The 12,349-nt window shown below is 46.7% G+C and carries 13 protein-coding genes; 8 read left to right on the forward strand and 5 right to left on the reverse strand.

Going from position 1 to position 12,349, the window contains the following annotated elements; genetic code table 11:
* The first annotated feature begins 50 nt into the window (after positions 1 to 50).
* The 5 genes from BUB73_RS01450 (at position 51) to hisB (ending at position 5,637) form a co-directional block, all read left to right on the forward strand.
* The gene (locus BUB73_RS01450; protein ID WP_073156227.1) at positions 51 to 869 is read left to right on the forward strand and encodes a S41 family peptidase; all 819 of its coding nucleotides are present in this window, start codon (positions 51 to 53) and stop codon (positions 867 to 869) included.
* A gap of 171 nt (positions 870 to 1,040) precedes the next feature.
* A complete protein-coding gene (locus tag BUB73_RS01455; protein WP_254794846.1) occupies positions 1,041 to 3,461 on the forward strand; it encodes a putative LPS assembly protein LptD in 2,421 nt (806 codons plus the stop codon).
* Positions 3,462 to 3,478: 17 nt separating this feature from the next.
* On the forward strand, positions 3,479 to 4,048 hold the full coding sequence (locus BUB73_RS01460) for a Maf family protein (RefSeq protein ID WP_073283031.1): 570 nt from the start codon (positions 3,479 to 3,481) through the stop codon (positions 4,046 to 4,048).
* A gap of 8 nt (positions 4,049 to 4,056) precedes the next feature.
* On the forward strand, positions 4,057 to 5,043 hold the full coding sequence (locus tag BUB73_RS01465; RefSeq protein WP_073156234.1) for a helix-turn-helix domain-containing protein: 987 nt from the start codon (positions 4,057 to 4,059) through the stop codon (positions 5,041 to 5,043).
* Positions 5,044 to 5,052: 9 nt separating this feature from the next.
* Positions 5,053 to 5,637, forward strand: coding sequence for an imidazoleglycerol-phosphate dehydratase HisB (gene hisB, locus BUB73_RS01470; RefSeq protein WP_073156236.1), 585 nt, complete (start codon positions 5,053 to 5,055; stop codon positions 5,635 to 5,637).
* 157 nt (positions 5,638 to 5,794) lie between these two features.
* Here hisB and BUB73_RS01475 read toward each other — a convergent pair whose 3' ends face one another.
* On the reverse strand, positions 5,795 to 6,412 hold the full coding sequence (locus tag BUB73_RS01475) for a hypothetical protein (RefSeq protein WP_249269325.1): 618 nt from the start codon (positions 6,410 to 6,412) through the stop codon (positions 5,795 to 5,797).
* A 90-nt stretch (positions 6,413 to 6,502) separates the two neighbouring features.
* Here BUB73_RS01475 and BUB73_RS01480 point away from each other — a divergent pair, with 90 nt between their 5' ends.
* Both BUB73_RS01480 and BUB73_RS01485 read left to right on the forward strand, forming a co-directional pair.
* On the forward strand, positions 6,503 to 6,802 hold the full coding sequence (locus BUB73_RS01480; protein WP_073156242.1) for a type B 50S ribosomal protein L31: 300 nt from the start codon (positions 6,503 to 6,505) through the stop codon (positions 6,800 to 6,802).
* 95 nt (positions 6,803 to 6,897) lie between these two features.
* Positions 6,898 to 7,752, forward strand: a complete 855-nt coding sequence (locus BUB73_RS01485) for a hypothetical protein (protein WP_073156244.1) — start codon at positions 6,898 to 6,900, stop codon at positions 7,750 to 7,752.
* Between the two features lie 319 nt (positions 7,753 to 8,071).
* Here BUB73_RS01485 and BUB73_RS01490 read toward each other — a convergent pair whose 3' ends face one another.
* From BUB73_RS01490 to BUB73_RS01505, 4 genes are all read right to left on the reverse strand, one after another.
* Entirely contained in the window at positions 8,072 to 8,623 is a 552-nt protein-coding gene (locus BUB73_RS01490) for a hypothetical protein (RefSeq protein WP_073156247.1), read from the reverse strand.
* On the reverse strand, positions 8,620 to 9,630 hold the full coding sequence (locus BUB73_RS01495) for a hypothetical protein (RefSeq protein WP_073283033.1): 1,011 nt from the start codon (positions 9,628 to 9,630) through the stop codon (positions 8,620 to 8,622). Before BUB73_RS01495 ends, BUB73_RS01490 begins: the two co-directional genes overlap by 4 nt.
* A gap of 81 nt (positions 9,631 to 9,711) precedes the next feature.
* Positions 9,712 to 10,290, reverse strand: a complete 579-nt coding sequence (locus BUB73_RS01500) for a hypothetical protein (protein ID WP_073283035.1) — start codon at positions 10,288 to 10,290, stop codon at positions 9,712 to 9,714.
* An 81-nt stretch (positions 10,291 to 10,371) separates the two neighbouring features.
* Positions 10,372 to 10,665 carry a helix-turn-helix domain-containing protein gene (locus tag BUB73_RS01505; RefSeq protein WP_170932279.1) on the reverse strand — a complete coding sequence of 98 codons (294 nt, stop codon included), beginning with the start codon at positions 10,663 to 10,665 and terminating at the stop codon, positions 10,372 to 10,374.
* A gap of 225 nt (positions 10,666 to 10,890) precedes the next feature.
* On the opposite strand from BUB73_RS01505, the gene BUB73_RS01510 reads away from it, so the two are divergent.
* Positions 10,891 to 12,012 carry a hypothetical protein gene (locus tag BUB73_RS01510; protein ID WP_139259077.1) on the forward strand — a complete coding sequence of 374 codons (1,122 nt, stop codon included), beginning with the start codon at positions 10,891 to 10,893 and terminating at the stop codon, positions 12,010 to 12,012.
* Positions 12,013 to 12,349: the final 337 nt, after the last annotated feature.

Here is a 12,349-nt window from a genome sequence, read left to right on the forward strand (position 1 = left end):
AGTAGTTTTTTATATATATCTGTAGAGAAAGTTTAATCAAGGAGAATTTTATGAAGAGTGTTATCAAGGCTTCTTTGTTTGCTGCCGCATTCGGTATGGCAGCCTCTTCCGCTTTCGCCGAAAGTGAATCTTTCGGTGGTATTGGCGTTACCATTTATCAGCTCCGCGATGGTGTTAAGGTTGCCGAAGTGATTCCGGGAACCCCCGCTGCCGAAACCAAGCTCCAGGCCGGTGATGTGATTACTGCTGTAGACGGTGTCAGCCTGAAGGGTCAGGACATTGAATTTTCTAAGGAACAGCTCCGCGGTCAGGTGAACAAGCCTCTTGAAATCACCTATATCAGCGAAGGCGAAACCTATACCGCTACCATCCGCCGTGCCCAGATTACCGTTAAGGATCTGGACTCCAAGAACGTAGAAGCCTGGTATGGCAACAAGACTGAATTCGAAGCTGCCGAATTGGAAACCTACGCCAGCGCAAGTCAGTCCGACAAGCAGCTGGTGGCCGTGCTGAAGCATGGTAATGCCATCGGTTCCGGCGAAAAGGTAAACGCCACCAACCTGAACGGCATCTATGTAGAAAAGGCAAACGAATTTGCTCCCAAGGTCAAGGCTTCTACCGGCAAGGTTGGCTCTGCTGCCTTGAAGGGCTTTACCCGCTCTGCAATCAGCTTCAATGTTAAGTCTGAAGGTACTGCCAACATTACCATCATGAATGCCGATGGTGCCGAAGTGGCCCGCCTCCAGGAAAACGTGGTGAAGGGCTTCAACACCGTGAAGTGGAATGGCGAAGCTACCCCGGCTGGCCGTTACATGGTGACCATCGAACTGAATGGTTCTGTAAGCGGTAAGAATGCCGTGCTGAAGTAATTTCTGCTTAGACAATCTGCTTTTATACAAATTAACAATAAAAGTCTGCGGTAATTCGCAGGCTTTTTTCATATCGTAAAAAACTTCTTTTTTTCCATTATTCTAAATTTCCCCGCCGAAGTGATTTTATCTAGAACCCATAGGCACTTTAGTGCAATTCTGTGGGCTGTTTTGTTGTTTTTGACAGCCTTGGCTCCTGCCGTGTTCGGTCAGGAGTTGACCCGCTTTGAACTGGAGGAGCGGGAACAGGTGGAAGAAGACACCACAGAAGTGGATTGGATGAATGATACCACAGGGACGGATACCATTGAGTATCGAGCCGTGGACCTGGAATATAATGTGGAAACGGCAACGTTCAACTTGAACAACAGCGCCCAGTTGAAGTATAGGACGGCCACCCTGGATGCAGACACCATCATGTTCGACCAGGAAAATGCGGTGCTTATGGCCAGCGGCGATCCGGTGCTGAGGGAGACCAAGAATCCCTCCTTGTCGGGTATGCGGTTGAAGTACAACATGAAGAGCCGCATCGGTGAAATCTATTACGCTACGACATACCAGGATAACCAGCAGCTGAACGGCATGGAAGTGAGACGTTTGCCCGACCAGCGAATTCAGATTGCCCGTGGCGACTTTAGTACCTGTAACGATTCCACGCACCAGCACTTCTATTTCTATGGACGTCGAATGGTGGTGAAACCCAAGGAAACCATTACTGCCCGACCGGTGGTGCTGAACATTGCCGACGTGCCTGTGGCCGTACTCCCAATGATTGTGGCTCCCCTGAAGAGTGGCCGTAAATCCGGTATTCTGACTCCTAAGTTCGGTGGCGACCAGAAGCAGGGCTACTACATGAGTAACCTGGGTTTCTACTACGCGCCCAACGACTACTGGGATGCCACGGTGAAGGGCGATATTATTGAAGGTGAAGAAGCAAGATTTGAACGTTCAACCTTGACCGGGGAAGTCCGATACAGGAAGCGTTATGTGCTGGATGGAAACATCTCCTATACGTCTTACCTGGAAGAGTTTGACTTTGGAAATAGCGGCTACGATATCCGCTTCAGTCATAATCAGAACTTGACGCCCGATGGCAAGCACACCTTGAGCGGTTCCGGCTCCTTCGTCAGTAGCCAGAGTGTCCGTAAGGATAACGCCCTGGATGCCGAAACAATCTTGAACCAGCAGGCCAACGCCCAGTTGACTTACTCCGGAAAATTCGGAACCAACAAGAGCTTGACGGTAAAGGCTAGCCAACAGCACAACTTGGTGACGGACCTTATGGAACGTCAGATTCCTGACGTGCAGTACCGCATGAGCGGCCAGCTTTTCGAGTTCGAAGTCGACGAAGACGAAATCGCTGCCGAAGATGGATCTATCCAGTCGTACCTGGAAAAGTTTAACTATAGCTTTAACAACCGCTTTAACTACTACACCCGCAGGGCCCAGGATACCATCAACGAGACGGATACGACGGCTCAGTATGTGGGTTACACGGGAACTTATTCTTTAGACTATTCCGGTCATCTTTTCGACGTAATCAACCTGACGCCTCGCGCCACCTTCACGGGTTATTGGACGGGTACGGGCTGGATCAATCCCGAAGATTCCCTGAAGTACCGCAAGCGTTATCTGTTGGATCCCGAACACGATGACTACGGTCAGTTCGCCTACAATCACAATTACAGCATTACTGCCGATACGAAACTCTATGGTATCTGGGTTCCCGAAATTGGGCGGTTTACCGGTGTGCGTCATGTGCTTTCTCCCAGCGTTTCTTACACTTACGCTCCTGAAATCGATACGGTCAAGAAGTTCGCTCCTCATCCGTTGCTGGGGCAGACTCCCTATCAGACTAAGCAGAAAACGGTTGGCTTTGGCCTGAATAATGACTTTGACATTAAGTACTTGAAGGTGGCTGGCTACAAGCCCGATACTTCAAAGGGCGATACCGCCAAGGCTGTTGAAGATCAGTATGGTACCCGTCGTCTCTTGACGACTCGCCATAACGTGTCCTACAACTTTGCCGCAGATTCCCTGAACTTCTCGGATATTACGTCTAGCTTTGGCTTCCAGATTCTGCCGGATTACCTGTTTACCATCAATACCCGTCACAGTTTCTATCACAAGTATACCGAGGAACCTAATAAGGTCCAGGTGCCTGAGTTGACTTACTGGGGTTATGACTTCTCCAAGCATTTTAGCTGGAGTGGTGAATTCAACGGTGGTCTTCCGTCGCAGATGGAAAAGTATGAAATGCTGAAATGGACTTTTGGCCTCGATTACAGTTATTCCTTTAGCAGTAGCCGAGTCTCTAGGGATTTGTTCCAGGATCAGGTGACCCATTCTACAGGCATTAGCGCAAGCCTTCAGCCGACGCGTAACTGGGAAATGACTTATAGCACCCGTTACAACTATAACGAAGGCCGCTTTGTGACCCATAGCTTTACCTTTAACCGTGTACTGCATTGCTGGCAACTTGACTTTAGCTGGACTCCCACGGGACCTGCGGCTGGATGGAGCTTCTCCATTTATGTGCGTGATTTGCCTGACCTGAAGCTGAATGCCGGTAGTACGGAAACGTCAAAATAACTGTTTGGTAAGTTTATATGAAAAGTCAGATTGTGCTAGGTAGCGGTTCTCCCCGCCGTTCTGAAATTCTGAAGCTGATCGGTGTAGATTTTCGTGTGGTGGTTTCCAACGAAGATGAAAATCCCAAGTCTACCGATCCTCTGGAATTCCCCAGGGAAAATGCGACCATCAAGGCCCTTGCGGTTTCCCGTATGGAAAGGGGGGCGGTGGTGCTTGGCTTTGATACTTTGGTGTTCCTTGATGGGGTTCCTCTTGGAAAGCCGAAGAGCGAGGCGGATGCTCTTGATATGTTGTCAAAGTTGAACGGTCGTGGCCATAAGGTGATTACCGGGGTGGCTATCGCTCGTGATGGAAAACTTCTTGCGGCATCTGAAGAGGAAACAGAGGTTGTTTTTAGAAACAACACATTACAAGAGCTTCAAGAATATGTAAATTCTAGAGACCCTATGGATAAGGCTGGTGCTTATGGTATTCAGACTGCAGGCGCCCGACTTATACAAGGTATTAACGGATGTTATTACAACGTTGTGGGTCTGCCTGTGGCGCGGACCTTGCAGATGTTGAGTGATTTGAAGGTTGAGGTGTAGAGAAGTCTATGAACGTTGAAGAAAAGAGACCTGAAGAACGTCTGGGCGAATATATTGCGCGAGTTCGTGAATCTCGCGGCATGTCTGTTGAAGAACTTTCTGCAGCTACCAAGGTGGCTGTGTCTTATGTGAAGTCTATTGAAGCCGGTGACTGGAAGGCTTTCCCGGTGGCTGCCTATGTACGCGGTTATTTGAATTCCATTAGCGTTAAGTTGAATTTGGATTCCGCCCAGGTTTTGTCTAGCTATGCTGCCGAAAGCGGTGCCAAGCTGAGCAATGATTTTGCCGATGTTTCTGACGGAAAGAGAATTGCTCCGGTGACTGAAGCGGAAACCAGGAAAAAGAGTAAGGCCGTGCCTATCGCTATTCTCTTGCTCGTACTGGCATTCCTAGTCGCCTCTCGTTTCCTTGATTTGGAAGCTCTTGCCGAGCAGGCTTCTTCTCCGGCACCGGCTACTGCAGTCGTGGTTGAAGACACCACCGATTCTCAGGAAATTCCTGATGGTGCCGAGGTGATTCCCGCTGATTCCCTGCAGAAGGATTCCGCTGCTGTTGATTCTACCGAAAAGACAAATGTTGTAAGTCAGGCTGTTGTTGACGAAGCTGTAAAGAAGTCTGACCTGCCCGCCTCTGCAACCATCTTTATCTCTTCTGATTCCAAGACTGATTCGGCTAAGGTTGAAGAGACCGCTGCAGAAGAAGCTAAGGCCCCCAAGACCAAGAAGACCAACTTCCTGCTGGTGGGTTCCGGTGAATCCCTTTCCTGGGTTGGCCTCAAGCGTCGTGAAAGCGATAACGCCTTCCTGAAGGAAGCCAACATTTCCCGCGCCGGTGTCAAGATGGTCTACAATACTACTGATACCTTGTGCGTTACCATTGGCGATCCCAAGGCTATTGCCAAGATGTATCTGAATGGCGTTGAAACGGCCCTGCCCGAAATGAAGTTTGGCCGCGTGACCCGTTTCCGCGTGTTTGGTGGCAGAATCGTAAAGTAAAGGATTCCTATGCGTACTTCCTCTATTTCTAGAAAGACTAACGAAACTGACATCACCTTGACTTTGAACCTGGACGATTGCACCCACGGCAAGATTAGTTCCGGTAATGGCTTCCTGGATCACATGCTGAATCTGTTCCAGTGCCATGGTGGTTTCCACCTGGATTTGACCTGCAAGGGTGACGTCGAAGTGGACATGCACCACAGCATGGAAGATATCGCCATTGTTCTTGGTCAGGCTCTGGTTGAATGCCTGGGCGACAAGAAGGGTATTGAACGCTATGGTTTTTACTTTGTTCCCATGGACGAAGCATTGAGCCGCGTTTGCATTGACTTTAGCAACCGCATCGGTTTCGTGTGGAATGTGAAGCTCCCTGGTCCTACCGCCGGTGGTATCGAAGCTAGCATGTTCGAACATTTCTTCAAGAGTCTTGCCGAAAATGCTCGTATGAATCTGCATGTGGAACTGTTCTATGGTAACGACAACCACCATTGCCTCGAAAGCATCTTCAAGGCATTTGCCCGTTCCGTGGCTATGGCTGTGGCTCCCTCTCGCAACGTGAAAGGCGTCCCCAGTTCCAAGGGCGTGCTGTAAGAGAGCAAAGAACTAAAAGATTAAAGCAAAGAAGGCTTGCGGCATTCGCCCGCAAGCCTTCTACGAATTAATAAGCCAGGCGCCTCCGGCGCGACTATAAAAACTCATAGCACACAACTGAAAACTCACCGCTGAAAGGAGCCGCAGGCTCCGCCCTCTAAATCTTCGGGACTCTGACTTTGTCGCCTGCGTTCAGGTGTTCCAATGCGACGCCTGCGTTTACTGACTGCAGGGCCGAAAGTACGTAGAAGCGGGGGAGGTTCTGGACTCCGGCACCATAGGTCTTCTTGAGAAGCTTGAACAAATCGTCGCCGTCGGCTGCGGTAACGGTCTTGTAAAGGCTGGAGTTAGACGGGTCGGACTGCAACTTGGAGAGGGCTTCGCTGAACTTGTTGGCGAAGTTCTCGGCGCCGGCGCTCTGGCTATTGGCGAAGACGTTGTTGTTCTTCTTGGCGGAATTCTTGGCAACCTGGTTTGCGAAACCCTTTTTGGGTTCCTTCTTGCCGGTGACTGAACCTGGCAACTGGAACACGGGAGCCTTGAAAGTGTTCATGGAAATGTTGGCTTCGGCCTCTTTTTTCTGTTTGACCGGCTCCTGTGACAGGATTTCTTCCAGGTTAGCGATGTATGTGCTGTCAGGCCACTCCACTAGGGGCATCTTCTGGTTAATGACGATGATTTTGGCGATGGGGGTGTCATTTCCGCAGGCAACCATGTTTGCGGTTACGAAAAAGGCGGATCCAGCCAGCAAAATACCTGTAAAAAATCGTTTCATGGGTTCAAAAATACTAATTTCCCTTGCCAAAATGGCGAAAAACATCTAAATTTAGGTTCTCTAAACAACTACTTCACAGGAAGTTATACAATGAAAGAAGGTATCCACCCTAACTATCAACCGGTCGTGTTCGTCGATGCGAATACGGGTAAAGAATATATCACCCGCTCCACGAAGTCTTCCGCCGAAAAGAAGACTATCGATGGTGTAGAGTACAGTGTGATCTCTCTCGAAATTACTGCAGATACCCATCCGTTCTGGACTGGTAAGCAGCATCGCGTGGATACCGCTGGCCGTATCGATCGCTTCAACAAGCGTTTCGCCGGCAACATCACTGGTGCAAAGCGCAAGACTCGCAAGGCAGAACGCCCGGCAGCTGACGCTGAATAATTGGACTTGTTCCGCTGCCTCCCTTCCAAACAAAGGGAGGCTTTTTTAATTTTGCAGCACCATAAGATTTATCAATAAACTCAACTAGGATTGTTATGAAGAAGCAACTCACAATTTGCGCCGCTGCTCTCATTGCCATGGCAATGACCGGTTGCGAAAAGACTGGCACCATCGAAGGTGTTGTCCTTGATCCGTTTACTGGCAAGGCTATCGAAATGCCCACCGTTTGGATGGACTCTACCATCTACGGTACCCAGAATCCCAAGTATCCGTACAAGGGTGAACTGAAGGAAGGTAAGTTCAAGTTTGAAAAGGTTCCCGTTGGCAGCTACCTGATCAAGGCTCGTCGTTCTAAGTACATCCTCGGCCAGCAGCGCATTGCTACCGCCGACGAAAACCCGAACATTTCCGTGACCCTGTATGAATACAGCGATCAGGTTAAGCCGGGTCTGTACAAGACTGGTACCACCGAAGGTCCCGAAAAGATTGAAAACCAGTGGGTGATCTACTCTACCACCTGTAACGAATCTGTTGCTGGTTATCGTCTGACCATGCCCATCGATACCGATGCTGGCAAGGTTCCTGGCAAGAAGGACAAGAAGAAGAAGCCGGCTAAGGCTGTTAAGGTTTCTAACCTTCCCGCTCCGTTGGCCATGGGCAGCGCACTTGACGTTTACTATGTGAACGCAAGCTCCGTTACCTCTCCGCTGGTTGCTACTGCTTTCGCCGCTGTTGAAGGCAAGATTGCTGACCACGCTGACTGTAAGGGTTTTGGCGCCGACGAAAAGAACGGTCTCTTTGTTGACAAGTCCAAGAGCACTGCTCTGACTGTTGAATACAAGGCTGAAAACTTGTTCGAAGTCAAGGGCAACCTGCCCGCAGGCAAGCAGATCATCCAGCTGTCTCAGGACGGCAAGACTCTGCAGACCTACTACTTCGAGGTGAAGTAATAGCTAATCGCTTTGAACCCTGTAACCGTCTAGGTTGCAGGGATTTTTTAGTACTCTCTGTGTGACCAAAACGTGACCGGACTTGGCTGTCTGGTCGCTTTTTTTGTTGACGTTTGTATATTTTAGTAAGGGGGGATATTGTACGTGAATTATCCCTGAATATGGGGGCCGTGTGGCTTATTGTTGCCATTTGCGCGCCGCAGTCTCTTAAATGTTGCTTTTGGTTGAATTTGATTTTTGTAGCGATAGTGGTTACCGCAAGCTGATTGTGTAACGAAAGAGCACCCGCTACCTATGCGGGCGCTCTTGATTTGTTTCATTACGTTTGCTGACTCCATGAGCCAATTTGGTCTTCATAGAGGTTTACTAGAACAATGCCTGGGGCAAGATATGCAAACTCATAACCATAGAGGGTGAAGTCAATACAGGCAGGTGGTTTAGTGGCTTTGGGGGACTTATAGTAGTCAAATGAGTTTGCTTTAGTTTTTTCTTGCCCCTTTTGTGGTTTCCCTGGGGGAGCTCTTCGAGTGAAGGATTTTCCTAGAAGGGGAAACATAAGATCGTGAATTGAAGAAATGCCGTGCACTACGCTTCGGTAGAGGTGAATAGTTTCACGGAAACCGTAGGCCGCACGATACAGCTTAAAGAACATAGAGCTCTTGTTGGCGCAGGATACCTTTATCAGGATATTCCCCTCGTCGGACACATATTGGAAGCCCATGGAAAAGCGCTCGGTTGTCTTTCCGTTCCATGCGAGAGCATAGACTTTACGAGCACGTTGTTCCCAGTCGATGTATTGCCTTTGGGCGTACTTGTCTTGATATGGTGTAGGACGTTCGATAAGGATCGCTACGATTGTTAGGTTACTCATTGAAGTCTCTTTTTTGCGGCGAGAAGGTTAAGCCAGTCATCAAGTTTTTTTCGCCATTTTCCTTCTAGGGGCTCATGATATTTTTCCTGCCAGTAGTAGTTGGCGTACCTGTAGTCCTTTTTCTCGTGGATATGGCGGAGTACAAGGGGACCTAACTTAATAATGGCGTCGAATTTATTTGCGAAGGGCTCGGATAGCCACTTATCAAAGGTCAAGCTAATCTTTTTGGATGTATAGGCTTTGAAATTTTTGAGAATTTCGTCTTCAACAGGTTGACCCCGGAAGGCGGAGATGTTATTTAGGATCCTATTTTCTGCAACCTTTATTTCTTTTTCTGCGACTGTTATCAGCTCACATGCAATGCTGCTTTGGGTTTGGAAGGTTTCCTTTTCGAGCTCGTGAATGTTTATTGGTGGGACTGCGGGAACTACATCGTTCAGGAGGTGTGCTGTAGGGTATGGTATCCCAGTGGGGTTGTCTATGAATTTGAATAGTTTTAACCCATACTTGTCCTTGACCACGGGCATGTATTGGAATTGATGATTTCGGAAGCAAGAACAGTCTGGCTTAATTCCTTCAATTGTGAATGTTGATTCTGCGTTTTTCTCAAATGCGCGAGTGCGCTGGACGGCCGGAATTGGGGCGTCTAGCCTTAGAACCACTCTTAATCTAGGATTGGTAAAGGAGTGCTTGAAAGTGGTGAAAAGGAAGTAGTCGTAATTCTTAAAGAAGTTCCTAACGGTTTGAATTTTTACGCCGTCGTCGTAGTCGATAATGACGAAGGTTATGGCGGTCATGGTATCCTTATCTTGGCTCTTCCACTTGTTGCATTGGCAGAATCCAATTTGGAATAGGGGCGCTTTTTCCTTGTCTCCTACAAGAGGTGTCTTAAATAGGGTTTTGAGCGTTTCGTAGTTTGGTATTTTGTGAACGTTGAATGCCGAATTCTTCCCATTTTTTCGAATAACAAGAAAACCCAGCGGTGGTTCCGTTTTTGCTTTCTTCATTTTTTTCAATTTTCGGGAAGTCTTCGGCATTTGAGTGTAGTCGCGAGAGGATAAATATTGGCCTTGTGCTATATGATATTCTCAAAAAAAAAAGCCGGTCTCTATAACGTTTTCAGAGATTATTTCTTTTGAAAGAACTTTTGACCCGTTTTTGTTGAGGAGATTGATGCTCGTATATGGAGGCAGGTCATCAAGTCTTTTTTGAAGACGCTCTTGTGTCCTGATTTCTTCAATACTAAAGAATAGCATGTCGGAGCAGAATCTGGCACCGCTATATTTATAATTTAACCAGGGGCCTACATTAGAGGAATTGATGGAACTGTAGATGAAAATGAAACAGAAACGTTTGTTTTTGAATTCCCCGTTATCTGCATATAGACGGAACATGTATTTAAGCGCATCATTGAAATTTTCAAATACAACTACAAAAACACAGCGTTTTGTGGGCTCTGCCTGTGGGATTGCGTATGGCAGAAGCGATTCAATTTTGTATTTCCTAATGCTAAATTCGGCTATAATTTCTGCAGTTATGCGGGCACTTTTATCGGGGGTGACTGTAAACGAAAGAATGAAATTATTATTTGTGTTAAGAAAAAAATCGATTTGCATCCAGATTCCTTTGTCGCAAATGAAATAGTCATGTTGGATATCAGATGACATAAAAGTCTCTTTTTTATGGTGTATGGCTAGAAACCCCTGCTTTGTTGGCAGGTTGTTTTTTGTGGGTGTTTGAAATGAGGGCTAACTGGATTGGTACAATTCGTAGTCTGACTTTCGTCTGACTGAGTTTATGTACTGATCCAGATCATCCTTCTTGAATGCGAGTCGGTTTCTCAGTTTGACGGAGGCAATTTCGTGGCTCGAAGCCATTCGATACAGAGTACGTTTTGAAAGCTTTGTGTACAGAGCCGCTCCCTCGACATCAAGGACTTCGGGTGAATCCTTCTTGTTTAGGTGATCCTGCAAAACTTGAAGAACAATCTTTTGCAGTTCCTTCCAGAAGGAGGCATCAAAGTCTTTTGAGGTGAATTGCATCTCGTTTTCCCGTTGAATTAACTCGATGGAAACAAATGTACCTTGTTTTGGAGACGGAAAAAACAGCTTTGAAAAAGAGCTGTTTGTAGCAAAAAACATTGCTTTTTACGTAGAAAAGATGATTTTGAATTAAAAAAGACAGTTTTGAAAAAAAACGGGTATATTTATTTAGGAAATGCCCCCGGGGGTATTTTCCCAAAATGTTTAAACTTTTTTGAGGGTTGTATGCAGGGATTGTCTTTCAAAGTGATCGAACTTGGCTTTTATGATGCCAAGGATTTGACCCTGTTCCTTGAACTCAATCCAGGAAGACGTTTTGAATATGTCCGGCGTTTTAAGTTGCCCCGTTTCGAGGCTGTATCCTCCGTTTATGAAAATTGTCTCCTGTTTGATTTTTTTGGTGTAGATCGCGAAGGGTTTGTGATTGGAAAAGAACCTCACGAATATCTTTTTCACCTGCTAAAAATTTTGGGGCTGATTGTCTATGAAAAGGAGTCCACAAATCTCCCAATAGTAAACTATCACGACTTCTTTTTAGAGAATATCGTTGTTGCCCCTTATTCTTTAGGTAACGGAATAGAGACACTTAGAGTTGTCGGTAGTAAGTCTGTTTTCAATGGACGGCTAAATAAGAATGCACTCACAGAGGCAAGAAAGAAAGCTTTACGACTATTTAACAATGAGGAAAAGGATGCCGTTGACGCCAAACGAGCCTACAGAAGATTTATTTCCTCCCAGTTGACTGTGTACAAACAGACTGAAAATCGTGCTTGCGGTTACGTTAAAAAATTAATGGCGTCCTTCAAGAAAGCTGTGTATGTTGGCTCTGACTATAAAACGGGAGGGGAATTTTTTAATCGCCTCAATGTGTTAAATCCGCAGATTGTATACGAGTGGACTTGCGGAATGTTTCAAAGAGAGTCTGAAAATGTGCGTGGGCTAGGAGCCTATTTGCAACAAATAGAGTTGTCCGTTAATCGATTGCTATTCAATAAGACGCCTTTGTCTGGTGTCGAAAAAGAACGGACAAGGATGCTCCTTAAGGAAAACATTGTGTCAGCAAAATCTCTGTTGAGGAACGAAGATCCAGAAGGAGGGTTCGTGAATGCTGTTGAGGCACAAGGTGTAATTCCTTCTGTTACTTCGCTGTTCTTAGATGATTGCTGTAACGAGGGATTGCTAGAATACAAAATCTCCGAAAATGGAGAACGCTTATACAGTATTCGTGATTTGTTCCCGTTGCGGAATTTGGTTTTATCGATGGCATTTGTTGAAGAAATCCTTCAAGGAAAAGAGCCGGATGACGAAGGTTCTATAAGGCCTAATGAAATGAAGGAAAAATGGTAGTTGCTTTCCGTGAGCTACGTGCCTCGTGATTTTCCGGGCGTGTTCCGTTCCCGCGCTTCGCGTTCCGTTTCACGTTCCGCTTCACGATCCTAGAATATGAGATTTGCCAGATTGCAAATTTGGCGAAATAATCCGATTTTCTGCGAGAATAGGCTATTCTTCTCGTTATTAGTATCCGCTAAAATCTGCATGAAAAGGGCTTTTTTCTAGGAAATTGCAATCTGACTTTAGAACGCAAGGAGGAGGGGTGCCGCTTATGAGCCCTTGTGTTATAAGGGATCACGGCTTGTATTGGTTGTTTTGAGTGCATAGAAAGGCGTATAAATCGGAATATATG

Origin of the sequence: Fibrobacter sp. UWH6 (assembly GCF_900142465.1) — a bacterium.
Taxonomy (GTDB): Bacteria; Fibrobacterota; Fibrobacteria; order Fibrobacterales; family Fibrobacteraceae; genus Fibrobacter.

Coding starts and splice junctions, on each gene's coding strand:
- BUB73_RS01450 (WP_073156227.1), top strand. CDS start 51: ATGAAGAGTGTTATCAAGGCTTCTTTGTTTGCTGCCGCATTCGGTATG.
- BUB73_RS01460 (WP_073283031.1), top strand. CDS start 3,479: ATGAAAAGTCAGATTGTGCTAGGTAGCGGTTCTCCCCGCCGTTCTGAA.
- BUB73_RS01465 (WP_073156234.1), top strand. CDS start 4,057: ATGAACGTTGAAGAAAAGAGACCTGAAGAACGTCTGGGCGAATATATT.
- hisB (WP_073156236.1), top strand. CDS start 5,053: ATGCGTACTTCCTCTATTTCTAGAAAGACTAACGAAACTGACATCACC.
- BUB73_RS01475 (WP_249269325.1), bottom strand. CDS start 6,412: ATGAAACGATTTTTTACAGGTATTTTGCTGGCTGGATCCGCCTTTTTC.
- BUB73_RS01480 (WP_073156242.1), top strand. CDS start 6,503: ATGAAAGAAGGTATCCACCCTAACTATCAACCGGTCGTGTTCGTCGAT.
- BUB73_RS01485 (WP_073156244.1), top strand. CDS start 6,898: ATGAAGAAGCAACTCACAATTTGCGCCGCTGCTCTCATTGCCATGGCA.
- BUB73_RS01490 (WP_073156247.1), bottom strand. CDS start 8,623: ATGAGTAACCTAACAATCGTAGCGATCCTTATCGAACGTCCTACACCA.
- BUB73_RS01495 (WP_073283033.1), bottom strand. CDS start 9,630: ATGAAGAAAGCAAAAACGGAACCACCGCTGGGTTTTCTTGTTATTCGA.
- BUB73_RS01500 (WP_073283035.1), bottom strand. CDS start 10,290: ATGTCATCTGATATCCAACATGACTATTTCATTTGCGACAAAGGAATC.
- BUB73_RS01505 (WP_170932279.1), bottom strand. CDS start 10,665: ATGCAATTCACCTCAAAAGACTTTGATGCCTCCTTCTGGAAGGAACTG.
- BUB73_RS01510 (WP_139259077.1), top strand. CDS start 10,891: ATGCAGGGATTGTCTTTCAAAGTGATCGAACTTGGCTTTTATGATGCC.